The organism is Marinobacter sp. M-5 (assembly GCF_032911545.1).
GTDB classification, from domain to species: Bacteria; Pseudomonadota; Gammaproteobacteria; order Pseudomonadales; family Oleiphilaceae; genus Marinobacter; species Marinobacter goseongensis.
This window is the reverse complement of record NZ_JAWJEK010000002.1, coordinates 216,658-241,900: the sequence shown is the minus strand read 5'-3', so window position 1 is coordinate 241,900 and position 25,243 is coordinate 216,658. Positions and strand designations below refer to the sequence as shown.

The 25,243-nt window shown below is 61.6% G+C and carries 28 protein-coding genes; 7 read left to right on the top strand and 21 right to left on the bottom strand.

Translation table 11 applies throughout. From position 1 onward, the window contains the following. Positions 1-17: 17 nt before the first annotated feature. The 3 genes from phnC to phnP all read right to left on the bottom strand — a co-directional run bounded on the left by phnC (position 18) and on the right by phnP (position 2,598). On the bottom strand, positions 18-866 hold the full coding sequence (phnC, locus tag R0125_RS10460; RefSeq protein ID WP_317238118.1) for a phosphonate ABC transporter ATP-binding protein: 849 nt from the start codon (positions 864-866) through the stop codon (positions 18-20). Between the two features lie 128 nt (positions 867-994). Continuing rightward, complete coding sequence (locus tag R0125_RS10455; protein ID WP_317238117.1) at positions 995-1,849, bottom strand: EamA family transporter; 855 nt, start codon at positions 1,847-1,849, stop codon at positions 995-997. After that, the gene (gene phnP / locus R0125_RS10450) at positions 1,846-2,598 is read right to left on the bottom strand and encodes a phosphonate metabolism protein PhnP (RefSeq protein WP_317238116.1); all 753 of its coding nucleotides are present in this window, start codon (positions 2,596-2,598) and stop codon (positions 1,846-1,848) included. Before phnP ends, R0125_RS10455 begins: the two co-directional genes overlap by 4 nt. Positions 2,599-2,761: 163 nt before the next feature. Here phnP and R0125_RS10445 point away from each other — a divergent pair, with 163 nt between their 5' ends. Continuing rightward, entirely contained in the window at positions 2,762-3,529 is a 768-nt protein-coding gene (locus tag R0125_RS10445) for a fructosamine kinase family protein (protein WP_317238115.1), read from the top strand. A 15-nt stretch (positions 3,530-3,544) separates the two neighbouring features. On the opposite strand, the gene R0125_RS10440 is transcribed toward R0125_RS10445, so the two are convergent. Both R0125_RS10440 and R0125_RS10435 read right to left on the bottom strand, forming a co-directional pair. Then, positions 3,545-4,273 carry an RNA methyltransferase gene (locus tag R0125_RS10440; RefSeq protein WP_317238114.1) on the bottom strand — a complete coding sequence of 243 codons (729 nt, stop codon included), beginning with the start codon at positions 4,271-4,273 and terminating at the stop codon, positions 3,545-3,547. After that, a complete protein-coding gene (locus R0125_RS10435; RefSeq protein WP_317238113.1) occupies positions 4,270-5,916 on the bottom strand; it encodes an NAD(P)/FAD-dependent oxidoreductase in 1,647 nt (548 codons plus the stop codon). The genes R0125_RS10440 and R0125_RS10435 overlap by 4 nt, the downstream gene beginning before the upstream one ends. Before the next feature lie 162 nt (positions 5,917-6,078). Between R0125_RS10435 and rlmE the strand changes: the two genes are divergently transcribed. Beyond that, positions 6,079-6,702, top strand: a complete 624-nt coding sequence (rlmE, locus tag R0125_RS10430; RefSeq protein WP_248183320.1) for a 23S rRNA (uridine(2552)-2'-O)-methyltransferase RlmE — start codon at positions 6,079-6,081, stop codon at positions 6,700-6,702. A gap of 21 nt (positions 6,703-6,723) precedes the next feature. On the opposite strand, the gene R0125_RS10425 is transcribed toward rlmE, so the two are convergent. Then, positions 6,724-8,133 carry a cytochrome P450 gene (locus R0125_RS10425; RefSeq protein WP_248183322.1) on the bottom strand — a complete coding sequence of 470 codons (1,410 nt, stop codon included), beginning with the start codon at positions 8,131-8,133 and terminating at the stop codon, positions 6,724-6,726. Between the two features lie 26 nt (positions 8,134-8,159). Further along, positions 8,160-8,480 carry a 2Fe-2S iron-sulfur cluster-binding protein gene (locus R0125_RS10420; protein WP_248183326.1) on the bottom strand — a complete coding sequence of 107 codons (321 nt, stop codon included), beginning with the start codon at positions 8,478-8,480 and terminating at the stop codon, positions 8,160-8,162. A 179-nt stretch (positions 8,481-8,659) separates the two neighbouring features. On the opposite strand from R0125_RS10420, the gene R0125_RS10415 reads away from it, so the two are divergent. After that, positions 8,660-9,688, top strand: a complete 1,029-nt coding sequence (locus tag R0125_RS10415; protein ID WP_317238112.1) for an AraC family transcriptional regulator — start codon at positions 8,660-8,662, stop codon at positions 9,686-9,688. Between the two features lie 25 nt (positions 9,689-9,713). Here the strand turns inward: R0125_RS10415 and R0125_RS10410 are convergent, their stop codons facing one another. The 9 genes from R0125_RS10410 to R0125_RS10370 all read right to left on the bottom strand — a co-directional run bounded on the left by R0125_RS10410 (position 9,714) and on the right by R0125_RS10370 (position 17,069). Next, entirely contained in the window at positions 9,714-9,965 is a 252-nt protein-coding gene (locus tag R0125_RS10410; RefSeq protein WP_410797608.1) for a sulfurtransferase TusA family protein, read from the bottom strand. Next, a complete protein-coding gene (locus R0125_RS10405; protein ID WP_282448412.1) occupies positions 9,958-10,086 on the bottom strand; it encodes a hypothetical protein in 129 nt (42 codons plus the stop codon). Before R0125_RS10405 ends, R0125_RS10410 begins: the two co-directional genes overlap by 8 nt. Further along, the gene (locus R0125_RS10400) at positions 10,083-11,255 is read right to left on the bottom strand and encodes a formate dehydrogenase subunit gamma (RefSeq protein WP_317238110.1); all 1,173 of its coding nucleotides are present in this window, start codon (positions 11,253-11,255) and stop codon (positions 10,083-10,085) included. Before R0125_RS10400 ends, R0125_RS10405 begins: the two co-directional genes overlap by 4 nt. A gap of 85 nt (positions 11,256-11,340) precedes the next feature. Then, complete coding sequence (gene fdh3B / locus R0125_RS10395) at positions 11,341-11,949, bottom strand: formate dehydrogenase FDH3 subunit beta (protein WP_248183333.1); 609 nt, start codon at positions 11,947-11,949, stop codon at positions 11,341-11,343. Between the two features lie 15 nt (positions 11,950-11,964). After that, on the bottom strand, positions 11,965-14,772 hold the full coding sequence (locus R0125_RS10390; protein ID WP_248183334.1) for a formate dehydrogenase subunit alpha: 2,808 nt from the start codon (positions 14,770-14,772) through the stop codon (positions 11,965-11,967). A 165-nt stretch (positions 14,773-14,937) separates the two neighbouring features. Continuing rightward, positions 14,938-15,129, bottom strand: a complete 192-nt coding sequence (locus R0125_RS10385) for a ubiquinol-cytochrome c reductase iron-sulfur subunit N-terminal domain-containing protein (RefSeq protein WP_248183336.1) — start codon at positions 15,127-15,129, stop codon at positions 14,938-14,940. A gap of 41 nt (positions 15,130-15,170) precedes the next feature. After that, entirely contained in the window at positions 15,171-15,782 is a 612-nt protein-coding gene (locus R0125_RS10380) for a molecular chaperone (RefSeq protein WP_317238109.1), read from the bottom strand. Between the two features lie 94 nt (positions 15,783-15,876). After that, on the bottom strand, positions 15,877-16,491 hold the full coding sequence (locus tag R0125_RS10375) for a DUF3306 domain-containing protein (RefSeq protein WP_317238108.1): 615 nt from the start codon (positions 16,489-16,491) through the stop codon (positions 15,877-15,879). Next, complete coding sequence (locus R0125_RS10370; protein WP_248183342.1) at positions 16,491-17,069, bottom strand: DUF3305 domain-containing protein; 579 nt, start codon at positions 17,067-17,069, stop codon at positions 16,491-16,493. Before R0125_RS10370 ends, R0125_RS10375 begins: the two co-directional genes overlap by 1 nt. Before the next feature lie 147 nt (positions 17,070-17,216). On the opposite strand from R0125_RS10370, the gene R0125_RS10365 reads away from it, so the two are divergent. From R0125_RS10365 to R0125_RS10350, 4 genes are read left to right on the top strand one after another with little or no spacing between them, the layout of a single operon-like run. Continuing rightward, positions 17,217-19,196 (top strand): 4Fe-4S binding protein, encoded by a 1,980-nt coding sequence (locus tag R0125_RS10365; protein ID WP_317238107.1) that lies wholly within the window; start codon positions 17,217-17,219, stop codon positions 19,194-19,196. A 19-nt stretch (positions 19,197-19,215) separates the two neighbouring features. Next, positions 19,216-20,061: an Mrp/NBP35 family ATP-binding protein gene (locus R0125_RS10360; protein WP_248183345.1), complete on the top strand. Its 846-nt coding sequence runs from the start codon at positions 19,216-19,218 to the stop codon at positions 20,059-20,061. Beyond that, entirely contained in the window at positions 20,058-20,762 is a 705-nt protein-coding gene (locus tag R0125_RS10355; protein ID WP_317238106.1) for a biotin/lipoate--protein ligase family protein, read from the top strand. Before R0125_RS10360 ends, R0125_RS10355 begins: the two co-directional genes overlap by 4 nt. Continuing rightward, on the top strand, positions 20,759-21,235 hold the full coding sequence (locus R0125_RS10350) for a DUF6505 family protein (protein ID WP_317238105.1): 477 nt from the start codon (positions 20,759-20,761) through the stop codon (positions 21,233-21,235). The genes R0125_RS10355 and R0125_RS10350 overlap by 4 nt, the downstream gene beginning before the upstream one ends. On the opposite strand, the gene R0125_RS10345 is transcribed toward R0125_RS10350, so the two are convergent. From R0125_RS10345 to R0125_RS10325, 5 genes are read right to left on the bottom strand one after another with little or no spacing between them, the layout of a single operon-like run. After that, on the bottom strand, positions 21,236-22,483 hold the full coding sequence (locus tag R0125_RS10345; protein WP_317238104.1) for a molybdopterin-binding protein: 1,248 nt from the start codon (positions 22,481-22,483) through the stop codon (positions 21,236-21,238). Next, positions 22,467-23,000, bottom strand: coding sequence for a molybdopterin-guanine dinucleotide biosynthesis protein B (mobB, locus tag R0125_RS10340; RefSeq protein WP_317238103.1), 534 nt, complete (start codon positions 22,998-23,000; stop codon positions 22,467-22,469). The genes R0125_RS10345 and mobB overlap by 17 nt, the downstream gene beginning before the upstream one ends. Next, the gene (gene mobA, locus R0125_RS10335) at positions 22,997-23,584 is read right to left on the bottom strand and encodes a molybdenum cofactor guanylyltransferase MobA (RefSeq protein WP_248183354.1); all 588 of its coding nucleotides are present in this window, start codon (positions 23,582-23,584) and stop codon (positions 22,997-22,999) included. Before mobA ends, mobB begins: the two co-directional genes overlap by 4 nt. Further along, positions 23,577-24,446 carry a formate dehydrogenase accessory sulfurtransferase FdhD gene (locus R0125_RS10330; protein ID WP_317238102.1) on the bottom strand — a complete coding sequence of 290 codons (870 nt, stop codon included), beginning with the start codon at positions 24,444-24,446 and terminating at the stop codon, positions 23,577-23,579. Before R0125_RS10330 ends, mobA begins: the two co-directional genes overlap by 8 nt. Beyond that, positions 24,443-25,237, bottom strand: a complete 795-nt coding sequence (locus R0125_RS10325) for a substrate-binding domain-containing protein (protein WP_317238101.1) — start codon at positions 25,235-25,237, stop codon at positions 24,443-24,445. The genes R0125_RS10330 and R0125_RS10325 overlap by 4 nt, the downstream gene beginning before the upstream one ends. Positions 25,238-25,243: the final 6 nt, after the last annotated feature.

Below are 25,243 nucleotides of genomic sequence, written 5' to 3'. Positions count from 1 at the left end.
CTGTGCGTTGATCCGGGTCAGCTAGCGGGTGCCAGGGCAAACCCTTTGCTGGGCGCGGGCGCCTTCCGTTTTCTGGCGGGTTCGCCATCAACGTCGAACGAGGTGGTGCCGTAGATGCTGGCCAGCAACGCTGGCGTCAGGTTTTCAGCGGGACCGTCGTAGACGATCTCACCCGCCTTCAGGGCCACGGCCCGGCGGCAGAATTCGCGGGCGTAATCCACCTGATGGAGAGTAACCACCACCGTGCGACCGTCCTCGCTGTTGATGTCGGCCAGGATTTCCATGACCCGGCGGGCAGATTCGGGGTCCAGCGAGGCGATGGGTTCGTCCGCCAGAATCACCTCGGCTTTCTGGGTGAGGGTGCGGGCGATGGCAACGCGCTGCTGCTGGCCGCCCGACAGGCAGGTTGCTCGCTGGTCTGCTTTGGCGTCCATGCCGACACGGTTCAGGCATGTCAGTGCCAGCGCCCGCTCCTCGGCATTGAACAGTCCCAGGCAGCCACGCCAGCCGGGAACGCGGCCGAGGGTGCCGGTCAGTACGTTGGTCAGTACCTTCATACGCCCCACCAGGTTGAACTGCTGGAAGATGTAGCCGATGCGGGCCCGGGTCTTGCGGACATCCGGAGACAGCCGCCCGTTGCGTTGCACCGATTGGCCCAGTACGCGGATCTCGCCGTTGTCGGCATCACCACAGCTCAGGCCGGCAATGTGCCGAAGCAAGGTGGATTTGCCGGAACCGGACGGACCGATCAGGGCCACCATTTCGCCTGATTCAATAGAGAGGTTGATGTTCTTCAGAGCCTTGTCACTGGCTTTGCGCTTGGCAAAGGTTTTTGACAGACCTTGAATCTGGATCTCGGGCTCCATGGGGCGCCTCCACTGTCGTGTTCCCAACTTGTATAGACAGTGTCGATGGTGGGTGTGACGGTTCGATGTCGCTCAGGTGACAGGAAGTTGAAGCTTTTAAGACCGACCCGTGAAGGGGAGCATGTGCGCTAGGTGGCGAGCCGCATCAGCATCAGCCCGGACAGAATGATACCGGCACCGGTCAGGCGTCGGCGCCAGAATTGTCGCTCCCGGAAGACCACAACGGATGCCAGGCAGGCCAGAACAATGCCGGCATTGGTGTAGGCGACCGCTTCCGCTGCGGGCATGAAACGCATGGCGTGAATCACCAGAGCGTAAGCCAGACCGACGCACAGACCGCCGGCCAGAACGACATACCAGGCCGGTCTTGCTGCCGGCAGCCAGCGGCCCTGAGTGCGGCGGTGCTCAACACTCAATGCCAGCCAGGCCATTAGATAGCCGACGCTGACAAAGCCCACCAGCCCACGGAAACTGTCGACCGACTCGGTTGCCGCCTTATCGCTGACCGAATAGGCGCTGGTGGCCAGCATGGCCAAAAGTGCCCATGGCATGGCTTTCCCCTCGCCACCCCGGTGATCGCCACTGGCCATCAGCAGCAGACCGGCGACGCTGACAACGATTCCGGCCCACACCATCGCTGAGAGGCTGTCACCAAACAGCAACATGCCCCAGAGCGCGATCAGCAGGGGTGAGCTGCGCACAACGGGGTACACCAGAGCCACCGGCGCATGGCTGTAGGCGCGGCGCAGGGCGACGAAGTACACACCATTGGCCACAGCCGATATGGCCAGCAGCGCGGCAAATTCCGCCGTCCACCGGGTGTCCGCAATCAGGGCGGGCAGGCCCCACAGGCCAAGAATCAGCAAATGAGCGCCGAGAGCCCACCACAGCGCATAGGTGTTGGCGGGCTGATGTCGGGCCAGCAGATTCCACCCCACGTGCATGACTACCGAGGCAGCGAGCGCCAGCGCTGCCTCGTTCACAGATCCACCTGCTCGCCGTCGTGGGCAACCCTGATGGTTGCCGGCAGCTCGGGCCTGGTGACCAGCCGCCAGAGGTCCAGTTCGTGACTGAGGTGGATCAGCCACGCCTGATCGGGGCCCAAGGCTTCAATGCATTTCAGCGCCAGTGGCCAGTCGTTGTGGCCGCGGGGTCGATCGGAGGGGGGGAACGAGCAGTCGATCGCAAGCCCTTCGGGCTTCACGGTTTTCAGGAAGCTTTCGGTGTCCCGGGGCAGGCCGCGAGTGTCGGTCAGGTAGGCGAAGGCCGGACCGCTCGGGCACTCGAACACATAACCGAAGGTGGGCTTGGAGTGGATCAACGGCACCGGGGTGATTCTCAATGGCCCGATGTTAAAGGCCGATAATGCGGTTTGAGGCTGGAAATCCAGAATGCCGGGATGCCGGAACAGGTCGGCACAGCCATCGGGGTCGGGAGGGATGAGTACCGGAATCCGTGGGACTTTGCCCCAGCGCAGGTGAAACAGCCCCTGCACATGATCCGGGTGAAAGTGGGTTAGCAGGATGGCGTCCAGTTCACCCGGGGCGAAGCGGGTGTGCAGATCCATCAGGCCGCCATCAATGAGAATGCGGGTGTCGCCTGTCTCGATCAGGGCGGAGCAAGGCGCCCGTCTGAGGGCCGGATTCTCCGTGGCCAGCGTACAGGCTTCGCACCTGCAGCCGTAAAGCGGTACGCCACCGGCGGCACCGGTGCCGAGAAAGGTTATGCGCATGAGGGCTTCCAGACGTCAGGGAGCTAGGCAGGCTTGATGAGTTGCCAGCGCCGTATCGGTCAGACAAGTTTAGCGGCACGGAATGAATATTTTGTGACAATATAAAGGTTGAAACACGTGGTCGGAGGGGGCAGATCACCCAAGCGGGGAAGTCTGAAGCGTTATGTCGCACTTCATCAAACACAACCACACGCCTTTTCCCGATACCTTGCTGCGCGAAGCCGAGGGGCTTGAATCGCTCCGGGCCGGCTTGCGACAGGCGGGCGTCCGAGAGATACGGCTCCCTGAAATATACGCAGCGGACCATGACCGGCTGACCCTGACCCGCATCGACGCCGCCCCGGCATCTGAGGCCACCCTGGTCATGCTCGGTGAGGGGCTGGCGGGTTTACATGCTATACCGCAGGACCAATACGGCGGGTCAAACGACAACTACATTGGGCTGTCTCCCCAGCCTAATACTCTCTCGTCGTCCTGGGGCGATTTTTTCGTGGAGCACCGCCTGGGTTATCAGGTCGGCAGAATCAAAAATAGTGCGCTGCGAGGCGAGTTTCAGAAGACGCTGGACGCCTGTGGCGACCGGCTGGCGCAATGGCTGGACCGTCACTGCGAACACCCCAGCCTGTTGCATGGGGATCTGTGGAGCGGCAACGTGCTGTTCGATCGTCATCAGCCGTGGCTGATCGACCCGGCCGTATACCGGGGTGACCGTGAGGCCGACCTCGCCATGACCGAAATGTTCGGGGGCTTTGGCCAGGCGTTCTACGATGCCTACGATCGCCGCAATAGTCGCACTGAGGTGTATCCGCTCAAGCGCAGTGTCTACAACCTTTACCACTACCTAAACCATTACAACTTGTTTGGCGGCGGCTATCTGGGCGGGTGCGAGCAGGGTATCGGTGCCATAGAGGCGCTGGTGGGGCGACCATGAGTGGCGGCAAAGGCTTTATCCCCGGTTCAGCTCATACACCGCCATGTTGACGGCAGATGCCAGGTTCAGCGACTCAATGGCGGCAGCGCCGGGGATGGTGAAACGGCGGGCGCCAAGTTCTGTGAGCGATTCGCCGGGAACACCGCGGGCTTCATTGCCGAACAGGTAGCAGTCGTGGCTCTGGAATTCCGCGCTGGTGATCGCGTCACCGCCGATATCGAGGCAAGCGATCCGGGCGTAACGGCTGGCCAGGGTGTCCAGGCTGACGTCGGTCTCCACCGGTACATGGAAAATGGCCCCCATGCTGGCACGCACCACTTTCGGGTTGTAGGGATCGACGCTGCCGGGGCTGAGCAGGCAACGGAACCCGCCAAACCAGGCCAGGGTGCGCAGAATGGTGCCCAGGTTTCCGGGGTCCTGAACCTCATGCAGGTAGACGGCTTTCCCCACGGCCGTTTCGCCGGTGTCGGCGGGTGGCGGCAGGGGTACCACCGCGAGGATGCCCTGGGGGGTTTTGGTGTCCGCCAGTTGCGCCATGTGCCGGTCGCTGATCAGCTGCCGTGGCCAGGAGCCCGGCCAGTCCTGATAGGCGCTGGTGACCAACAGCTGCGCGTGCTGCCAGTGGCGGTTGCCGGCTGCGGCCTTTTCCAGCTCCTGCACCAGATGTTCGCCCTCCACCAGAAAATGGCCGAGAGCCTGGCGGTATTTCTTTTGATGTAGCTTCTTGATGTCGTCCAGCTTCACGGCGCGCTTCCCTGACTCTCTTCACTGCGCTGAAGATCCGTCATGATGGCTTTGGCGACGGCTTCGGCGACCTTGATGCCGTCGACCCCGGCGGACAGGATGCCGCCGGCATAACCGGCGCCTTCACCGGCCGGGTAGAGGCCGCGGGTGTTCAGACTTTGCAGGCTCTCACGATCGCGGGCGAGACGGACTGGAGAGGAAGTGCGGGTTTCCACGCCGGTCAGCAGCGCGTCGGCCCGGTCAAAGCCACGGATCTGGCGCCCGAACGCCGGCAGGGCCTCGCGGATCGCCTCGATGGCGTAAGGCGGCAGTGACGGCGCAAGATCCCCCAGGCGGATACCGGGTTGGTAAGAGGGCTCTACCTCACCCAGCGTGTCTGACGGCCGGCCCGCGATAAAGTCCCCCACCAGTTGAGCCGGCGCGCAGTAGTCGCTGCCGCCGAGCACGTAGGCGTTGGCTTCCAGCCGTTCCTGCAGTTCGACCCCGGCCAGGGCATCGCCCGGGAAGTCCTGCTTGGGTTCGATATTGACGACAATGCCGGAGTTGGCATTGCGCTCGTTGCGGGAGTACTGGCTCATGCCGTTGGTCACCACCCGCCCGGGTTCTGAGGTGGCGGCCACTACGGTGCCGCCCGGGCACATGCAGAAACTGTAAACTGCGCGGCCATTACTGGCGTGATACACCAGCTTGTAGTCCGCCGCGCCCAGGGCCGGATGGCCGGCGTATTTGCCCAGCCGGGCATGGTCGATCAGGCCTTGCGGGTGCTCGATGCGGAAACCGATGGCAAACGGCTTGGCTTCGACAAACACACCGCGGCGGTGCAGCATACGGAAGGTATCCCGGGCGCTGTGGCCCAGCGCCATCACCACGTGGCGGCTCTGCAACTGTTCGCCACTGGCCAGTTCCACCCCCTGAACCTGGCCGTTCTCCACCATCAGGTCGGTGACCTTCTGCTGGAAGCGGATTTCGCCACCCAGCGTGATGATTTCGTCGCGCATGCGGGACACCACGCCGGTCAGCCGGAAGGTGCCGATGTGGGGTTTGCTGACGAACAGGATCTCCTCCGGGGCACCGGCTTTCACAAACTCAGCCATCACCTTGCGGCCGTAGAATTTCGGGTCCTTGATCTGGCTGTAAAGTTTGCCGTCGGAGAACAGCCCCGCGCCGCCTTCACCGAATTGCACATTGGATTCCGGCGACAGCTGCTTTTTCCGCCACAGCGCCCAGGTGTCCTTGGTGCGGCGGCGCACATCCTTGCCCCGTTCCAGCACAATGGGCCGGAACCCCATCTGGGCCAGCAGCAAAGCGGCGAACAATCCGCAGGGCCCGAGCCCGACGACAATCGGGCGCTCGGTCAGGTTCTCGGGGGCTTCCGCCACCGGATAGTAGGCGGTATCCGGCGCCGGGCGCACATGGGTATCCTCCGCGAACCGTTCCAGTACTGCGGCCTCGTTCTGCACGGCCAGATCGACGATGTAGACGAATTTGATCTCGCTGTTCTTCTTACGGGCGTCGTAGCTGCGCTTGAACACGGTAAAGTGCAGCAGATCGGCGTCGCGGAGCTGCAGGCGCTGCAGGAGGGCGGCCCTTAGGGCGTCCTCCGGATGATCAAGGGGTAATGCCAGTTCGGTAACGCGAATCATGGGATTTCCTGGCCGCCGGGTTATGGCCCGGCAGGTTGCAGTTGCAGAAGTGCGTCTATTGTACTGCCGGGCAGGAGCCTTGTCAGGCATTGGGCGGCTTTTGCGGTGGGCTTTGGGCAGGCGTACAATGCGGCTTTTCCCGCAGTGAGCAGAAGGCACCCCATGGCCCGTTCCAAAAGCAGTAACCGCTGGCTCGAAGAGCACGTCAACGATCCCTTTGTGAAGCAGGCACAGCAGGACGGTTACCGCTCCCGTGCCAGTTACAAATTGCTGGAGATCAATGACAAGGACCGCCTGATCCAGCCCACGGCACTGGTGGTGGATCTGGGCTCTGCGCCGGGCGGCTGGTCCCAGGTGGCCGCGAAGCTGGTGGGCCACAAAGGCCGCGTGGTTGCATCGGACATCCTGCCCATGGATGCCATCGCCGGGGTCGAGTTCATTCAGGGGGATTTCACCGAGCAATCGGTGTTTGACGAGATCATGACGACATTGGATGGCGCCCGTGCCGACGTGGTCATCTCCGACATGGCACCCAACATCAGCGGTGTGAATGTGGCCGACCAGGCCGCCTCCATGTATCTGGTGGAACTGGCGCTGGACATGGCCTGTCAGGTGCTCAAGCCCAAAGGCAGTTTTGTCGCCAAGGTATTCCACGGTGAAGGCTACGACGAGTATGTCAAAGCCGTGCGTGAGTCCTTCGACAAGGTGGTGATCCGCAAGCCGGATTCCTCACGCGCGCGGTCGCGGGAGGTGTATCTGGTGGCCAAGGGGTTCCGGGGCGCGTGAGCCTCGCCCCGGCCCCTGTCGCTAGGTTTTCGCTGTGAGTTTCACCTGCATCCGGGTGTAGCCACGGACAAAGTTCGACTGCACATAGCCCGGCTCCTCCAGCACCTCAATGTGATCAAAGCGCTTCAGGATTTCCTCCCACAGAATCCGCAACTGCATTTCCGCCAGCCGATTACCCATACAGCGATGGACGCCAAAGCCGAATGACAGGTGTTTGCGGGCATTTTTGCGGTCAATGATGAAGCGGTCCGGGTCTTCATCAAACGCCCGTTCATCGCGATTGCCCGAGGCATACCACATGACAACCTTGTCGCCCTTGCGGATGGTTGCCCCGTTCAGGGTCACGTCCTGTTTGGCAACCCGGCGCATGTAGGCCAGCGGCGTTTGCCAGCGGATGATTTCGGACACCATATTGGGTATCAGGGCGGGGTTCTTTTTGAGTTTGGCGAATTCATCGGGGAACTGATTGAGCGCCAACACACCGCCGGTCATCGAGTTACGGGTGGTGTCGTTGCCACCCACAATCAACAGTACCATGTTGCCCATGAACTCCATGGGACGGTTGATCATGGTGCGAGTGCTGTCGTTGGCCAGCAGCAAACTGATCAGGTCGAAACCGGGCTCTTCGCCGGCGGCCAGGCGTGCCTCTTTCTCGCGCCACAGCAATGACAGGGTTCTGGCCATATCGGTGGCAACGTCGAACGCTTCGTCCGTATTGGACAGGCCGCCGGTGGCTTCCGGCGGGCTTGCGGCTACGTCGGACCAGTAAGCGAGCTTGTGACGCTGATCGAGCGGGAAATCAAGCAGCGTGGCGAGCATCCTCGAGGTGAGGTCAATGGACACCTTCTGTACCCAATCAAACGGCTCATTGACCGGCAGTTGATTCAGGACATCCGCGGTACGGCTGCGAATCAGGCTTTCCATTTGCGCCAGATTCTTCGGCGCCACAACACCCTGCACCGCCTGGCGCTGTACATCATGTTTTGGCGGATCCATGGCAATAAAGGTTTCCAGCTCCAGCCCCTCGGGTTGTGGCCCGATGGAAATGATCGGCTCGGCAGAGAACAGATCATGGTGGGTGTCGACGAACATGATGTCTTCGTAACGGGTAACCGACCAGAACGGGCCAAACGGACTGTTGCCCTGATAGTGCACCGGGCATTCATCCCTCAGTCGCCTGAAATAGGAATGCCATAACCCCTGCCGGTACAGGAACGGGTTGCTGACATCGATATCCCGGAGCGCCAGCGTCGACACATCCGGCAGTGGGGTCTCGCGGAAAACCGGAATCGGGCGGGCTCGGCCTGCCCGTTGTTTGAGACCCTGAAACGCGTGAGCGCCTCTGATCTGCCAGTGCATCGGGATAATGGCGGTGGCTTTATCCAGCGCCGGCTGGATAACCGGCTCAAGTAACGGGCGCAGTAGGCTCATGCTTCACCTTTGAAGTGTTGTGGTAATCACATCTGAAATTCGGGCAGGCGCACAACCATGCCATCCAGGTGCTCCGTGACGGTGACCTGGCAGGACAGGCGAGAGGTCTCGGTTTTCTCCGGCGTCAGTCCCAGCATGCCCTGCTCATCCGCCTGGATGCCGCCGGTGGCCTGAATCCAGTGTTGATCGACGATTACGTGGCAGGTGCCGCACGCGCACGCGCCGCCGCAATCGGCGTCGATCCCGGGTACGTCGTTATCGACAGCCGCCTGCATCAGTGACTGGCCCTCCTCGATGTTGACGACATGTTCTGTGCCGTTGTGCTCAATGAAGGTGATCTGACCCATAACCCTCTCGCTTCTGTTGTGTCCGGAATTAGCAGTGATGCGGCCAGATTAGGTGCTGCAGTGCGGCGGCGGCAGGTCATAAATTGACATTAGGGAGTCATTTAAAGACACTCGGGTACGGCGGGATGGGTTTGAGGCAGGCCGCCTGATCAACGCCAACGGATTAACAAGAAGCCCCTATGACCACCATCGACTCCGGCATTGCGAGTATTCCCTCGAACTACAGCCGCCTGATTGCCCGGGAGCTGGGCCTTCAGACGCAGGACGTGTCCGATTTGCTGGCGATGACCGGCTTGTCTGTCGATCAGTTTCTGCGGGAGGACACCTTGCTGACACCCCAACAGCAATTGCAGATCCTGCAGAACAGTCTGCGTATGGCCAATGATGCAGCTTTCGGTTTCCGGATAGGGCGTCGCCTGACCTCGCCGACTCACGGTGCTATGGGGTTTCTGGTGAACAGCAGCCCCGATCTGCATACCGCGTTGCGGGCATTCCAGGAATTTTTGCCAACCCGTATGAGCCTTGCCCGGCTGCAGTTAGAAACCCGGGGAGACTGGCTGGAGGTCACCTGCAGCTTTGACAGGGTGCACGAGGAAGAACTGCATCGGGTGCTGAGCGAGATCGCCGTCACCATCTTTTTTGAAAGTGCCGAGTTCATTGTGGGCCGCCCCCTGGAGGAGGCGGTCAGTTGCTTTGTTCACCAGAGGCCGGCCTACGGAGACCGGTATGCCGACCATATTCCCGGCCCCGTAGAATTCGGGGCCGGGGCGTTCAGGCTGAGAATGCCGCTGGCGGTGTGCCGGATTCCGAACGCGTCCGCTAACGATGAAAATTACAGGATGGCGTTGCAACAGTGCGAGGCCATGCTTACCCAACTGCATCCGGATCAGAAAACCTGCACCTACCAAGTCAAGAGAATGCTGCTGTCGCACCCGCCCGGAACCTTGAGCGAAGACGAGGCCGCCGCGATGCTGTTTGTCTGCAAGCGAACGCTTGCGAGAAGGCTGAAGCGCGAGGGGAGCAGTTTTCGACAACTGCGAAACGAAATTCTCTCGCAGCAGGCGATCGGTTATCTACGGGACGGCACTCTGTCGATCGAGGCGATGGCAGAATTGCTGAACTATCACGACAGCGCCAATTTCCGGCGGGCGTTCAAAAAGTGGTTCGACGTGACGCCGGATGAATACCGGCGTCACAACCTGTCCTGACCGTGTGCCGACGAACTTAGTCGCGTCAGGCCAGACAGATGCGATAACGGATCACGCCCGCGTCTTCCTCGCGGATCCATTCAATCCTGTGGCCGGTGACTTCGCACAGTAACTGCAGGTCGCTACGGCCGCTGGGGTCGTCGGCGAGAAAATCGACCCGTGTTCCGCTGGGCAGATGTTGGGTGCGTTTTTTCAAACGCAGAATCGGGAGGGGGCACACCAGTCCGATGGCGTCGATCTGGTGAACCTCCTGCAGCGCGGCGGCTTGATCAGTCAAGCCGCACACTCGTTGCGCTGCTGCCTTGTTCGGCGGTGGACCAGCCGAGTTGCTCCAGTATTTCCGGGGCGAGAAAAGCAATCACCAGGGCGGCGGCAAACGCCAGAATCATGACCTTCACGTTGACTCTCCTTTCGCCTGCTTGGCTTCGACTTCGGCCACCCACAGATCATGATGCTGGCGCGCCCATTCGACATCTACCTGACCGTTACCCATGGCATCGAACGCACCTTCCATACCCACCGAACCGATGTAGATATGAGCGATGATGGCGACCATCATCACGAACGCCACGATCGAGTGCCAGATATTGGCGTACTGCATCTCCTCGTGGGGCGCGAGAACCGTCGGGAAATCGGTGCCCAAAATGCTGTTCATTACGCCAAAGGTCTTGGCAAACATCGGCATTTCAAACGGAAACAGCAGTGACAGGCCAGACAGTGACACCGAGAAGCCCAGAATCATCACTGTCCAGAAAATGATCTTCTGGCCGGCGTTGAACTTTTTGGCGGGCGGATGGGATTTGGTGAAGATGCCGCCGCCTGCCTTGAGCCATTGCCAGTCCAGCTTGTTGGGGATGTTGTGGGCGACCCACATGACGAACGTCATGACCAGACCCAGCATGAACGCCCAGGCCACGTTGTTGTGGAGCCACTTGGAGCCTGCTGCCAGGGTCGCAAAGGCGTCCGGCCCCATCACCGGGATCAGAAAGCTGCGTCCCATCAGGGTAATCAAGCCGGTGAGGCCGAGGGCAATGAACGAGCCGGCCAGCAACCAGTGGCCGAAGCGTTCGATGGCCTTGAAGCGTTCGATGGTGGTCCCTGCGGGTCCGCCATCGATTTTGATGCGTCCGCGCACAAAGTAGAACACGGTCAGCAACGCGATGATGCCAAGCAGCGCCAGGCCGCCGTAGGTGAGCACCGGGCCTTCACGAAGCTTGTACCAGGGCATGCCGCCGTCCTGGATCAGAACGTCAGCGGCCGGGCTGCGGGCCTGGGTGGTGATGTCACTGTCGTTATAGCGAATGCCGCGCCAGGTGTCGGCGTCCGATACACCTCCGCGGGTGCCGAGCGGTTCGCTGATGGCGGGCGCCTTGTCAGGGGTGCCCAGATTTTCTGAGCGGAACGACTCGTCAACTTTCATCTGTTGCTGACGGGCCATTATGTCTTCGAGGGTCTGAGCACCCCCGGTGCTGGACCGGTCGACCTCGGCGGTCTCCTGCGCCCACGTCGGGTTGACCAGCAGCGTCGCCAGTGCAAACACCGCGGCACCAAACAGTTTCATGTTCATGAGAACACTCCAGCGGAATGGACAATAAGAAGCGGTTGCCCGAAGGAATTCCGGGGCACTAGGGCCCCGGATCCATCAGTTGGGCTTAAGCGCCCTTCTTCTCGTAGGCTGTGCCCCATCCCCAGGCGCCAGAACCAAAACCACGGTTCACCACGCGTTGGCGATAGATATCCGCCACCTCGTTGCCATCACCGGCCAACAGGGCTTTGGTTGAGCACATTTCCGCACAGATGGGCAGTTTGCCCTCTGCAATCCGGTTGCGCCCATACTTGGCGAACTCGGCCTGGGAGTTGTCCTCTTCCGGACCACCGGCACAGAACGTGCACTTGTCCATCTTGCCCCGGCTGCCGAAGTTACCCGCCTGCGGGAACTGGGGCGCACCAAAGGGGCAAGCGTAGAAGCAGTACCCACAACCGATACATAGATCCTTGGAGTGCAACACCACACCGTCCTCAGTCTGGTAGAAGCAATCCACCGGGCAGACGGCCATACAGGGCGCGTCTGAACAGTGCATGCAGGCTACCGAGATCGAACGCTCTCCGGGTTTGCCATCTTCGATGGTGACCACGCGTCGACGGTTGATGCCCCAGGGGACCTCATGCTCATTTTTACAGGCCGTTACGCAAGCATTGCATTCGATGCAGCGCTCGGCATCACAAAGGAATTTTGCGCGTGCTTGTCCTTCAAGAGCCATTTTCTACACCTCTTATTATGCTGGCATAATCGAACACAGGGTGGCTTTGGTCTCTTGCATCTGCGTGACCGAGTCATACCCGTATGTTTGAATCGTGTTGGTGGATTCGCCCAGGACGATGGGGTCGGCGCCCTTGGGGTACTTGTCCCTCAGGTCCTTGCCCTCCAGATGTCCGCCGAAGTGGAACGGCATGAAGGCCACGCCTTCGCCAACCCGCTCGGTGATCATGGCCTTCACCTTGATGCGCCCGCCTTCCGGGCCGGAAACCCAGACGTCCTCGCCGTCACGAATGTTCAGGTTGTTGGCGTCACGGGGATTCACCTCGATGAACATGTCCTGCTGCAGTTCCGCCAGCCAGGGGTTGGAACGGGTTTCGTCACCGCCACCCTCGTACTCGACCAGACGGCCAGAGGTCAGAATGATGGGGAAGTCCTTGCTGAAGTCCTTCTTCTGGATGGACTCGTACAGGGTCGGGACGCGCCAGAAATGCTTGTCGGCGTAGGTCGGGTAATCCTCGACCAGATCGCGGCGGGTGGTGTAGAGCGGTTCGCGGTGAACCGGCACCGGGTCCGGGAAGTTCCACACGATGGCGCGGGCCTTGGCGTTACCGAAGGGGGCGCATTCGTGCTTGATGGCCACCCGTTGTATGCCGCCGGACAAATCCGTCTTCCAGTTGGTCTCGGGACCCGCAATGCCGTCAATGGTGGCACGTTCTTCCGCCGTCAGGTCCCCATCCCAGCCCAGATCCATCAGCATCTGCATGGTGAATTCCGGATAGCCGTCCTTGATATCGGAGTCTTTGGAGTACACGCCGTCTGCCAGGATATTCTGGCCGTTGTGCTCAACACCAAAGCGGGCGCGGAACGTCAGGCCGCCCTTGGACACCGGTACCGACATGTCGTACAGGTTCGGGGAACCCGGATGGTTCATTTCGGCGGTGCCCCAGCATGGCCACGGCATGCCGTAGACATCGCCATCGCAGGGTCCGCCCGCCGCACGCAGTGTGGTTTTGTCGAAGTGGTGCTGATACGCCATGTGTTTCTTGATGCGCTCCGGCGATTGTCCGGTATAGCCGATGGTCCACATGCCACGATTGAACTCGCGGGTAATGTCTTCGGTCACCGGAATGTCGCCCTCAAGGGCAATGTTGCGGAACATGCGCTCGGTGAAGCCGAATTTGTCGGCAAACAGCTTGATGATTTCGTGATCGACCTTCGAGTCGAACAGTGGCTCGACGATCTTTTCACGCCACTGCAGTGAGCGGTTGGACGCGGTAACAGAACCGGAATTCTCGAACTGGGTGGTCGAGGGCAGCAGATAGGCCCCGTCTTTGCGATCGTGCAGCACGGCCGACACGGTCGGGAACGGGTCCACCACCACCAGAAGGTCCAGCTTTTCCATGGCTTCCTTCATCTCGAGCATGCGGGTCTGTGAGTTGGGCGCGTGGCCCCACAGCACCATGGCCCGGGTGTTGTCCGGCTGTTCCAGGTTTTCCTTGGCTTCCAGTACGCCATCGATCCAGCGGGATACGGGAATGCCTTTTTCGTTCATCATGGCGCGGGATTTACCATCCTTGTCCATGGTGGCAAAGCGACCCTTCAGCCAGTCCAGATCCTCTTCCCAGACCCGGGCCCAGTGCGCCCAGGAGCCCGCGGCAAGGCCATAGTATCCGGGCAGGGTATCGGCCAGTACGCCCAGATCGGTGGCGCCCTGAACGTTGCAGTGACCCCGGAAGATGTTGGTGCCGCCGCCGGCGACGCCCATGTTACCCAGTGCAAGCTGCAGCACGCAGTAGGCGCGGGTGTTGTTGTTGCCGTTGGTATGCTGGGTACCCCCCATGCACCAGATCACGGTGCCCGGGCGGTTGTTGGCCAATGTGCGGGCAACGCGCTCCAGTTGCGCCCCCGGGGCGCCGGTAACCCGCTCGACTTCTTCCGGGTTCCAGCGCTTCACTTCCTCACGGATGTCCTCCATGCCGTACACGCGGGTGCGGATGAACTCGTTGTCTTCCCAGCCGTTTTCAAAAATATGCCACAACAGACCCCAGATCAGCGCAACGTCTGACCCCGGACGGAAACGCACGAATTCGTCAGCATGGGCGGCGGTGCGGGTAAAACGCGGGTCGCAGACAATCAGCGGTGCGTTGTTCTGTTCCTTGGCTTTGAGAATGTGCAACAGCGACACCGGGTGTGCTTCTGCCGGGTTGCCCCCGATGAGGAAGATCGCCTTGGAGTTGTGGATGTCGTTGTACGAGTTGGTCATCGCACCGTAGCCCCAGGTGTTGGCGACACCGGCGACCGTGGTGGAGTGACAGATCCGCGCCTGGTGGTCAACGTTGTTGGTGCCCCAGTAACCGGCGAACTTGCGGAACAGGTAGGCCTGTTCATTGGAGAATTTCGCGCTTCCGAGCCAGTAGACCGAATCCGGGCCGCTCTCTTCGCGGATTTGCAACATCTTGTCGCCGACTTCGTTAATCGCCTGTTCCCAGGAAATCTTCTGCCACTGGCCGTCGACCATTTTCATCGGGTATTTCAGGCGACGCTCGTTGTGGGCGTGCTCACGCACGGCGGCACCCTTGGCGCAGTGGGCGCCCATATTGAAGGGGCTGTCCCAGCCCGGCTCCTGGCCCGTCCAGACACCATTCTGAACCTCGGCTTCAACCGTGCAGCCAACCGAACAGTGAGTGCACACTGACTTTCTGCGAACAACCTCGCCACCTTCCGTTGAAGGGGTTGCAGCCTTGACGCGCGTGGACGTCATCGACAAAGCTGCCAGGCCACCGACGGTCACCCCTGAGGCAGCCAGAAAACCGCGTCGGTCCATCGTCTTTGCAGCGAGGGATGAAAGTAAAGATCCCGCACGGGAGCCTTTCGCTACCCCGTTGGTTTTCTTCCTTAACATGTCACATACCTCTCTTTTTTTGTTCTCGTTCAGCCGGAAGTGCGGTCATTCAAGGGCCTTTCGCAACCTTGAACGACACACGCGTCCCTAGAAGCGAGCCGACTCGAAATATTTACGTGTGTGCTCCGTGTCACGCAGACCGCGGCTTTTCGGCGCATCACTCTTGACGACCTCAGCTGCGGCGTTGGGTGCAACGGCCGCGGCTACGGCAGCGGGAACCGCCGTGGCCGCCAGCTGCAGGAACCGGCGCCGGCTGTTATCGCGTTTCGGGTGGTCCATTGGACACCTCCACCTTGGTATGGGGATCGGGTAGATCCCGGTTATTGAATTGCAAACGCGTCAGCCTCTATGGCCATGAAAGCTCGCCCGAGGGAGCCCACCGGGGCATAGAAAACCGCCGCTTGCGCTTTCTCCAGATCGGTAAAAAACAGGGCCGCCCACTTTGCCAGGTGCGCATCGAAGAAGGCTTTCTGGGAGGGCAGCTCACTGTCACAGGGGAATTCACCGGTAATGATGCCCGCCATGATTTCACACAGGGTGCCCATGTGATCTTCCGGCTCCTTGACGTCGTCATTGGCCTGGATACCGCGCGCCATCAGATCGCTGCGCAGTTCCGCCAGGGGCTTTTCATTGAGGAAACCGGTCAGGTAATAACTGGCATAGGGCAGCAACTCGCCGCGGCCAAGACCGACAAACAGGTTATTGAATTCGCGTTCGGCGTCGCCGGGGGCAGTGCGTTCTGCCAGTGCGGCCAGGCTCCGGGAGGCGGAACCCAAAGGGGTGTCGTCACCCTGCAGGGCGGCAAGCCCGTTGAGCAGCTCGCGTGACGGGGGGTTACCGAGCAGGGTGCCTAGCAACTGGTACATCTGGGCGCGCGCCCGGTCTTCGTTGCTGACCGAGCGCGGGCACTGAACTTCAGCCGTGTTGGACAAGGTGTCTCTCTCGTTTTGTTATTTTGTTTAAATTTTGTTCATTAATTTATAGCCCTGATCACACAGCCACGCAACAGAGATTCTGACTAACGGGCTAATAGTCAAAACGCATTCGTGGGCGATAGCGCGGCGGCGGCTCGGCCTCAGCGCGGGCCAGCGCGGGGTCCTCCTGGTCGGCGGCGGGGAGGGACCCGGCCGCGTTGTCCGGACCGGGCGTATTCACTTCTGCGGCGGCCACCTGGGGTGCGGGAGGTTCCGCCGGTTCGGGTGTCTGCTCTGCCGTCGGCGGTTCTTGCATTGGGTCGGGCCGGGCGCTTTTGTCGATCAGTCCCTCGCCCACTTTGTAGAGCGTTTGCACGCCCTTGACGGCGGTGGCAGCGTCGGTGAAGTCTTCGTCGTAGTCATTCAGGCCGTCCAGCACCGCCAGCACCGGGTTGGATTTCCAGAGCGAGCGCAACGCCCGGCGCCGCAGCAGCTCGGGAATCTCCTTGCGCAAGAAACCGGTAATGTCGGTTCCCAGTTCGATGGCGTCCGGGTCGGGCAGGTCGTACTTTGCCAGCAATTCGTGATCGGACAGGGTTTCGTTGACCGCGAGTTCCTGTTCGTCGGGCGGTACCGCGGTTTCAATGGTTGAGGAGGAAGCGGGTTCGGCCTCTTTGCTGGCTTCGGCCTTTTTGCGGGCCCAGCGCTGTAAGCGTGATTCGGCCATCAGTGCACTCTCGGTTTCTTGATATTGGACGGAGCCCGGAACACATCGCTTTCCTGGCGAATGCGGGCGTCGCCCTTGCCGTCTTCTATGCCGTCCACGCGGTGCTTGTCGCGACGGCGCTTCTTGAAGGGCTCCTCGATGTAGTGCATGTCGACGAATTCTTTGATCCAGGCCGCCAGGGATTCCGGAATCGGCACCGCCTCGACGATGCTCTCGCCACTGTCGAGCGCGTCCTGAGCTTCATAGGCACTGGCGGTGATGGCGCTGACGAACCAGCCGGAGGGGGAGCGGCGGGTTTCATCCCGATCCATGATGATCCACACCGAGGGCGTGGCCATATTCAACGAGACCAGGTAGGACTCCACGTCAGCACGGAACAGTTCCATGGCCACGGTGCCGGCGTGGTAATCCACCACGTCGCCGTCGCGCACCATTTCTTTCCAGAACGCCTCCGGGGCGCCCGGAACCACCGCGACGGGTTTCCAGATATCCCGCGCCCATCGGGTCACGCCCGGCGCGCGGCGAACAACGGCACCCACGAGTAACTCTCGTTTCCAACTCTCTGTGCGACGGGTCATGGCAACTCCCTTTTTCTTTGAAGCTAGCAGACGGCTAACAATTATCCAATCATCCAATTGTCCAATGCCGAACCGCTGTGGCATGCTCGAAAGCAGGCGGTATCAAAACCGTATACGTATAAAAATAACGAAAAGAGTATGACCCTGATGACATCACCTAAAACCCTACTGTTATGCACCTGCGACAAATCCCAGTCCATTGATTCGGCGGCACTGCAGGCGGCCGCAGGCGCTGAGCAGGTGGTCGTTGTGGATCAGCTCTGTGGCTCAGAGATGCGTACGGCCGCCGAACACCTGAGCGGCCGTCACGACGTGCTCATCGCCTGTGGCCAGCAGGCCGCTCTGTTCGAGCGTCTGGGCGAGGACGTCTACGCGGAAACTCAGCAGGCCGCACCCCTGGCGACCATCGACATCCGTGATCGCGCCGGCTGGAGCTCGCCCGGGGCGAAGCCGCAGCGTCTGCATGCCAAGCAGGCCGCGCTGGTTGCCGCAGCCCAACTGCCGGCGCCGATGGCACCCGCGAAAACCATTCAGTCGGCCGGGGTGTGTTGCATTGTTGGTCCCACCGAGCAGGCGGTCAGAATGGCGGAACTGGTGGGGGACGAACTCGGCGTCACCTGCATCGTTAATGATGCCGGACCGGTACAGCTGCCCTCCGCCAACTATGACATGGCCCGGGGTGAGTTAACCGCCGCCCGGGGCGCGTTGGGCAACTTCCGGCTGGAATTTGCCCGGTTGCAACCGCTCAATCCGGCTGGCCGTGGCGCCCTCGGGTACGGTGAGGTCCAGGTCTCTGCCCGTAGCGAATGTGATGTTTTCATCGACCTGCGCGGCGGTGAGCCGGCGTTTCCCAGTTATCAGAAACGCAACGGCTATTTCTGGGCCGACCCTGCAAAAACCGGAGAGCTGGAGCGGATTGCGCTGACCGCCAGGGAGCGGGTGGGTGAGTTCGAAAAAACCGTGTACTTCCGGCTGGAGACCTCGCTGTGCGCGCACTCACGCGCCAACCAAAGCGGCTGTACCCGTTGCCTGGACGTCTGCCCCACGGAGGCGATTTTCTCCATGGGCGATCACATCGAGATCGATTCGGATATCTGTGCCGGTTGCGGCTCCTGCGCCGCGGTGTGCCCGACCTCTGCGGTAACCATGACTGAAACCCCGTTCGAGGCCCTGACCCAGGTCATGGATGTCATGGCCCGGGTCTATCGCGAACATGCCGGCGAGGCTCCGCGCCTGGTGTTCCATACCCTGGGTGCGGGCGGTGACGCCATCGCCCGGTTGGCCCGCTACGGCGACGGGTTGGCAGACGATCTGGTGCCGCTGGGGCTGGAGCACGTTGACCATGTCGGCCACGCCGAGATTATGGCTGCGTTCGGTGCCGGTTACGCCGAAGTGCTGATCCTGGCAGACAGTGACACTGACCGTGAAGCCGTGACCGCCGAAGTGGAACTGGCCTGCGCCATGCTCACTGGCACCCACAACGCGCCCGACCGGGTGCGGGTGATCGCGGCCGACGAACTCAGTGCCGCCGGCGACAATGGCGGGCGGGTGAGTGATCCGGTACTGCTGGTGGGCGGCCGTCGCGACATTACGCGGGTGACCGTCAGTGCTATGGCCGACCGCATCGACACGCCCATTCCTCTGCCCGCAGGCGCGCCTTACGGCGCCATCGAAATCAACTCCGACAAGTGCACGCTCTGTCTGGCCTGTGTCTCCCTGTGCCCGACCGGTGCTCTTGGCGATCACCCGGACCGCCCGGAGGTTCAGTTCACCGAAAATGCCTGCGTGCAGTGTGGCGTTTGCGAGAGCACCTGCCCGGAGACCGCCATCACGCTGGTGCCTCAGCTGGATGTGTCGAAAGCTGCCCTGAGTGCCCGCGCACTGCATGGTGAGGAGCCGTTTGAATGCATCAAGTGCGGTACGCCGTTTGGCGTGGCCAGTACCATTAACCGGATTATCGAAAAGCTCGAAAACCAGCACTGGATGTACACCAGGTCGGATAATGTCCAGCTCATCAAAATGTGTGACGACTGTCGCGTGAAATCCCAGTTCCACGGGGAAAACTCGCCCATGGCGGGAGGTGAGCGTCCTCGCGTTCGCACCAGCGACGACTACCTCGACAGCTAACAACCAAACAGGACATCACATGGTTCAGTACGTTAACGCCGATAAAAGCAATCTGATCGGTACTGATGCGCCCCGGCCGCAGGACAAGAACCCGAAGGGCATTGCCCGCATCATTGCCATTGCCTCCGGTAAAGGCGGGGTCGGCAAATCCACGGTCGCCTCCAATCTGGCGGTTGCGCTTGCCTCGAAAGGGCTGAAAGTGGGCCTGCTGGATGCCGACGTCTATGGCCCCAGCCAGCCTCGCATGCTGGGCGTGTCCGGTCGCCCGTCCAGTCCCGACGGGCACACCATCCTGCCGTTGCGCAATCACGGCGTGACCCTGATGTCTCTGGGCCTGATGGCGCCGGATGACGAGGCCATCGTGTGGCGCGGGCCCATGCTGATGGGCGCTCTGGAACAGATGATGAACCAGGTGGACTGGGGCCGGCTGGACGTGCTGCTGGTGGACCTGCCCCCGGGTACCGGTGATGTCCAGATGACCCTGAGCCAGAAGTTCTTCGTGGCCGGCGCTGTTGTGGTCTCCACCCCCCAGGACATTGCGCTGATGGACGCGCGCAAGGGCATTGATATGTTCAACCGGATGGAGGTGCCGCTGTTTGGCATTATAGAGAACATGGCTTCGTTCATCTGCGACGGTTGCGGGAAAGAACACCATCCCTTTGGATCCGGTGGCGCCCGGGCTGAAGCCGAAAAGCTGGGGGCCCCGTTCCTGGGGGAAATTCCTCTCGACCTGGATATCCGGATCGGGTCGGACGGCGGCGTACCTATTGTGGTGTCGAAGCCTGATAGCCCTCAGTCCCGGTCTTTCCAGCGTATCGCCGATGACATTATTGCCTCTGACGTCTACGCACAGGCGATCCTATGATGGAGTCACCTCAGTTTCCGCCGCTGCTCTCGGGTGAAGTGGTACCCAGGCACACCGACCCGTTCGACAAGGCCGTCAGCCGAGCCATTGCCGGGGTGGATTCCGGCACGGTGTTCTACTCGGAGAAGGGCGACACCCTGCGCGCTGCCCTGGTGCTGGCGCCGGAAACGCCGCTGGAGGACGCGATTCTGGCGGTCTACGTGGCGCAGGTCGGTCTCGCCGAGAGTCTGGGCGCACTGGCACCTCCGGAAGTGCCCGTGCACTTTCAATGGCCCGATCGCATCAAGGTCAATGGCGCGGTCTGCGGTGGTGTGCGTTTTGCCGCGGATGTATCAGACCCGGCCGCGACGCCCAACTGGCTGGTGATCGGCATCGATGTGCCCTTTCTTCCCGCCAGCGACGAGCCGGGCGAAAACCCGAACCAGACCTGCCTGATAGAAGAAGGTTGTGGCGAGATTCAGCCCATGGCACTGCTTGAGAGCTGGTCCAAGCACACCCTGTTGTGGCTGACCTATTTCATGGACAGCGGGTTCGAGCGCGTGCACAGCGAATGGCGGCCCCGCTGCGACACCCTCGGCAAAGAGATTGACCAGCCCCGGCCCGGGCTCTTTGTCGGATTGGATGAAAAAGGCCGGATGCTGTTGCGCCGGGATGTGATGACCGAAACAGTGAGTTTGATCGAATTCGCGGAGCGTGTATGAAACTGGCCCGAACCCTGAGACTGGACATATCCGACGACAACGTATTTGAGCGCCCGGCGCCCAGTGGTGAGTGGGCCATATCGGGCGGATTCGAGTTCTCCAACTGGACCGATGCGGATCTGAAGGGTAAGGCCCGCCAGGCCTTCAGCAACGGCTGGTACAGCATCGAGTCGGCTGGGCGCGCCAGTTTTGTCGGTGTGTGCGACATCACCGAAGCGGAACTCGAGCGGTTGCGGCAGACGCTGGCGCAGACGTTTGTGGACCGCTATGGCGCGCCGGATATCGACGCCGCCTATCCGGTGGCCTGTGAAGAAATCGATCAGATGCGCAGTATGTGCGAGGACTTCGAAGACAACACCTTGCTGATGGTCAGCCGCACGCTGACCGGTTTGGGGGTGGAGGAAACCTATCGCTCCCGCGCGCCGCAGGATGCCTCGCTGGAAGCCTTCGCCGTGCATGGCAGTGTGGAATGATTACAACCCGAAGCTGCCGTAAGGAATAAACCGCACCTGGGTACCCGGCTCGATCTGCTGGGCGCCCTCATCCAGTTCCACCAGCCCCTCGGACCATGCCAGGCCGGTCACCCGGCCCGATCCCTCGGAACCGAACACGTCCACCTGGCCGTCACGGACCCGGGCACGTAACATCTCGCTGCGCCCGGGCTTCTTGTTCTTGGAAAAGTTCGCGGGCATGACATACGCCTGTGGCTCGAACCAGTGCCCCCCGGCCAACAGCGCCATCGCCGGCGTGCCAAACCGCAAAGCGCAGACCCAGGCGGCCACCGGGTTGCCCGGCAGGCCCACCACCGGCGTGCCCTTGAACATAGCCAGCGCCAGCGGCCGGCCGGGCTTGATCGCGATGCGCCAGTTGCTGATGTCGCCGTGCGCTTTCAGGGTTTTCGACACATGGTCCTCGTCGCCAGCGGAAACACCGCCACTGGTCAGGATCAGATCGCAGTGTTCGGCGCCGCGCTCCAGCGCTGCCCTGACGTCGTCGGCGCGGTCGAGCGCATGGCCGAGATCCACCAGCTCATACCCGAGCCGGGTAACCAGCGCGCTCAACATCGGGCGGTTGGCGTCGTAAATCTGCCAGTCGGTGACCTCCGAGCCAACGGCTTTGACCTCGTCGCCGGTGGACAGAACGCCGACCCGCAGCCGCTGGTACACGTCCACCGATGAAATGCCCACGCTGGCCAGTACCGAGAGGTGAGTTGGCGTCAGGCGGGTGCCGGCACTGAGAATCCGGCCCTGCGCCTTGATGTCCTCGCCGGCCTGGCGGGCGTTGGCACCCAGCTTCAGGGTGCCGTTCAGTTTCAGCTCACCGTTCACTACCTCACAGTCCTCCTCCAGCACCACCGTGTCTGTGCCCGCCGGAATCACCGCGCCGGTCAGAATGCGGATGGCGTGGCCCGGTGGCACCGGCTTGCGGTAGGGCTCCCCGGCGGCGCTGCGACCATCTACGAGTGGCAGGGTGCAGGGCACGTCAGTCAGGGGGCCGGCAAAGGCATAGCCATCGACGGCGGAATTGCTGCTGGGAGGGTGAGCGCGGGGCGCCAGAACATCGCTCGCCAGGATCCGACCATTGAGCTGTGACAGGGGCACGGCGGGTTCCACGTCCACCACCGGATGCAAACGCGAGCGCAAACGCGCCAGCGCCTCTTCCACCGGCGTCCAGTTCACGCCGGGGGGCAGGGCGAAACAGTCGTTACGAAGCGGATTCATTGCTCTCCCGTTCATAGTTGTAGCGCTCCGGGTGTGCAGGATTCAGAAGAAAGTCAGCGATGCCGGCGACGTCGTTCACGTCAAAAACCGGGCCCTGGAAGTCCGCGGTATAGTCCACCGCCACCGCCACCACGCTGGGGTCTTCCGGATACAGCGGGGCCTGGACGCACTCGCGCCGGTGCACTTCAATCTTGGGGTGGGCATGGGTTTTGAAGCCTTCGACCACAACCCAGTCGCAGGGGCCCAGACGCGCCAGCAGATCCTTCAGTGCGGGTTCGCCGGCGCCACGCAGCTCGTGCATGATGGCGAAACGCTGCCCGCCGGCGAGGATGACCTCACGGGCCCCGGCCTCACGGTGTCTGTAGCTGTCGGTACCGGGCTGGTCCACATCCACCGAATGATGGGCGTGCTTGATGGCGTTGACCGTTAACCCCCGGCGGGCCAGCTCGCGAATCAGTGCGCTGGCCAGAGTGGTTTTTCCGCAGTTTTTCCAACCCACAATGCCGATAACGTTCACTTCAGGTGTTGCTCCGCCCAGGCCAGGTCTTCCGGCGTATTGATGTTGAAAAAGTCGTCTTCTCCAAACACCACCAGCGTCTCCCCCTGGGCCTGGGTCCACTGGCGAATCTTGCGCACGCCGTCGTTCAGCGCGGCTCTGAGATCTTCCCGCAAGGCGACCTGCCAGCGGCCAAAAGTCGGCTGGGGCAGGCGGCCACGCTCCGGGTCCGGCGTGGCGGCCAGTACCACCGGGGTGTCATGCCCGGCCAGCCGTGCCGCCAGATCCCGGGGAAAGCAGGGGGTGTCTGCCGCCACGCTGATCAGCCAGTCGTGACCCTGTTCCGCCGCCCAGTCCATGCCCGCGAGCACGCCCGCCAGCGGACCGGGAAAATCGCTGATGGAGTCGGCCACCACTGGCAGGCCCAGGTCATCAAAGCGGCTGGGGTCACCGTTCGCGTTCAGGACCACGGCGTCGACCTGGGGGCTGATCCGCTCAATCACGCGCTGGACCAGCGACTGGTCGCCCAGCATCAACCGGCCCTTGTCGCCGCCCCCCATGCGGTTGGCCTGGCCGCCTGCCAGGATCACGGCACAGTCAGTCATGGGCCGCTCCTTTGCGTCGCAGTTTCTTGTCCTCATCGGGCACCTGTGAAAGATCCTGATCGAACACCAGTCGGTGCTGGCCGCTGAGGCAGGTGAATTTCCTGCCACGCATGCGCCCGATCAGCGTCAACCCCACCTGGCGGGCAATGTCGACGCCCCAGGCGGTAAAGCCCGAGCGGCTGATCAGCGTGGGGATCCCCATCAGTGAGGTCTTGATCACCATTTCCGAGGTGAGCCGACCAGTGGTATAGAGCACCTTGTCGGCCGCCGGTATGCCGTTCAGGTGCATCCAGCCGGCGATCTTGTCGACCGCGTTGTGGCGCCCGACATCCTCCATATAAGCCAGGATGTCCCGGCCCTGACACAGGGCGGTGCCGTGAATGGCGCCGGTTTCCATGTACAGGCTGGGAGTGTGGTTGATCTGGTAGGAAAGATCGTAAAAGCTGCTGGTGTGTACCGGCGTGTCGGGCAGCGTTAGCCCCTCGAGCCCTGCCATCATGTCACCAAACACCGTGCCCACCGCGCAGCCGGAGGTGCGGGTTTTCTTTTCCAGTTTGGCTTCCACATCGGTGGCTGTGGCGGTGCGGACCACGGCTACCTCAAGCTCTTCGTCGTAATCAATCCCGGTGACCTGGTCGGTCTCTTTGAGCATACCCTGATTCAGCAGGAAACCGAGGGCCAGATACTGGGGGTGATCGCCAATGGTCATGGCGGTGACGATTTCCTGGCTGTTCAGATAGATGGTCAGCGGACGTTCCTCGATCACACTGATCGATCTGGCTTGGCCGGTCTCGTCAACGCCTTCGACGGCGCGGGACAGCCGGGGGTCGTCCGGGTTGGGTAACAGGGTCTCAATCATCATTTCGACTCAATCGCGCTGCTCAGCGGCTGGTTGGCGTTCGGGAAAAACAGTTGCTTGCCTTGCACCTGATAAGCGCCGATGGCCGCTTGCCCGGATTCCGACAGCAACCAGTTGGCAAAGACTTCCGCGGCTTCGCGGTTTACCGAAGGGCACTTGCCCGCATTGACCGGGATCACCCCATATTGGTTGAACAGCGGCGGCGCGCCCTCAAACACAATGGTACTGTCCTGCTTGTTGCCGAACGAGATCCAGGTGGCCCTGTCGCTCAGCACATAGGCTCCGAGGCTGACGCCGGTATTCAGGGTGGCGCCCATGCCGCTGCCGGTTTCAAGGTACCATTGCCCGGATCCGGCGTCCGGGTCGATGGCGGCTTCCTGCCATAACAAACGTTCTTTCTTGTGGGTGCCGGAGTCGTCCCCACGTGACGCAAACCGGGCGCCGGTTTCCCGGATGCGCTGCAATGCCTCGGTGACGTTGCCCGCGCCTGCCACGCTGGCGGGGTCGGCCTTGGGCCCGATGATGACGAAGTCGTTGTACATCAGATCCCGACGGTAGTCGCCGTAGCCGTCGGCGACAAATTTTTCCTCGTCTGGCCGGGAATGAACCAGCAGCACATCCCCATCACACCGCATGGCATTCTTGATCGCCTGCCCCGTGCCCACGGACACAACATTGACCTTAACACCGGTCTCTCGCTCCAGTATCGGCAAGAGATAATCGTACAGGCCGCTGTTCTCGGTCGAGGTGGTGGACTGCACCACCAGGGTGTCTGCCAGAGCGGACGTGCTCAAAGCAAA

What these genes read in the sequence shown, in the direction of transcription:
- R0125_RS10355 (WP_317238106.1), top strand. Translation starts at nt 20,058, where the DNA reads ATGATGGAGTCACCTCAGTTTCCGCCGCTGCTCTCGGGTGAAGTGGTA.
- phnP (WP_317238116.1), bottom strand. Translation starts at nt 2,598, where the DNA reads ATGCGCATAACCTTTCTCGGCACCGGTGCCGCCGGTGGCGTACCGCTT.
- fdh3B (WP_248183333.1), bottom strand. Translation starts at nt 11,949, where the DNA reads ATGGCTCTTGAAGGACAAGCACGCGCAAAATTCCTTTGTGATGCCGAG.
- R0125_RS10370 (WP_248183342.1), bottom strand. Translation starts at nt 17,069, where the DNA reads ATGACCCGTCGCACAGAGAGTTGGAAACGAGAGTTACTCGTGGGTGCC.
- R0125_RS10385 (WP_248183336.1), bottom strand. Translation starts at nt 15,129, where the DNA reads ATGGACCACCCGAAACGCGATAACAGCCGGCGCCGGTTCCTGCAGCTG.
- R0125_RS10400 (WP_317238110.1), bottom strand. Translation starts at nt 11,255, where the DNA reads ATGAACATGAAACTGTTTGGTGCCGCGGTGTTTGCACTGGCGACGCTG.
- R0125_RS10390 (WP_248183334.1), bottom strand. Translation starts at nt 14,772, where the DNA reads ATGGACCGACGCGGTTTTCTGGCTGCCTCAGGGGTGACCGTCGGTGGC.
- R0125_RS10420 (WP_248183326.1), bottom strand. Translation starts at nt 8,480, where the DNA reads ATGGGTCAGATCACCTTCATTGAGCACAACGGCACAGAACATGTCGTC.
- R0125_RS10445 (WP_317238115.1), top strand. Translation starts at nt 2,762, where the DNA reads ATGTCGCACTTCATCAAACACAACCACACGCCTTTTCCCGATACCTTG.
- R0125_RS10330 (WP_317238102.1), bottom strand. Translation starts at nt 24,446, where the DNA reads ATGATGATTGAGACCCTGTTACCCAACCCGGACGACCCCCGGCTGTCC.
- rlmE (WP_248183320.1), top strand. Translation starts at nt 6,079, where the DNA reads ATGGCCCGTTCCAAAAGCAGTAACCGCTGGCTCGAAGAGCACGTCAAC.
- R0125_RS10350 (WP_317238105.1), top strand. Translation starts at nt 20,759, where the DNA reads ATGAAACTGGCCCGAACCCTGAGACTGGACATATCCGACGACAACGTA.
- R0125_RS10425 (WP_248183322.1), bottom strand. Translation starts at nt 8,133, where the DNA reads ATGAGCCTACTGCGCCCGTTACTTGAGCCGGTTATCCAGCCGGCGCTG.
- R0125_RS10375 (WP_317238108.1), bottom strand. Translation starts at nt 16,491, where the DNA reads ATGGCCGAATCACGCTTACAGCGCTGGGCCCGCAAAAAGGCCGAAGCC.
- R0125_RS10360 (WP_248183345.1), top strand. Translation starts at nt 19,216, where the DNA reads ATGGTTCAGTACGTTAACGCCGATAAAAGCAATCTGATCGGTACTGAT.
- R0125_RS10345 (WP_317238104.1), bottom strand. Translation starts at nt 22,483, where the DNA reads ATGAATCCGCTTCGTAACGACTGTTTCGCCCTGCCCCCCGGCGTGAAC.
- mobA (WP_248183354.1), bottom strand. Translation starts at nt 23,584, where the DNA reads ATGACTGACTGTGCCGTGATCCTGGCAGGCGGCCAGGCCAACCGCATG.
- R0125_RS10435 (WP_317238113.1), bottom strand. Translation starts at nt 5,916, where the DNA reads ATGATTCGCGTTACCGAACTGGCATTACCCCTTGATCATCCGGAGGAC.
- R0125_RS10415 (WP_317238112.1), top strand. Translation starts at nt 8,660, where the DNA reads ATGACCACCATCGACTCCGGCATTGCGAGTATTCCCTCGAACTACAGC.
- phnC (WP_317238118.1), bottom strand. Translation starts at nt 866, where the DNA reads ATGGAGCCCGAGATCCAGATTCAAGGTCTGTCAAAAACCTTTGCCAAG.
- R0125_RS10365 (WP_317238107.1), top strand. Translation starts at nt 17,217, where the DNA reads ATGACATCACCTAAAACCCTACTGTTATGCACCTGCGACAAATCCCAG.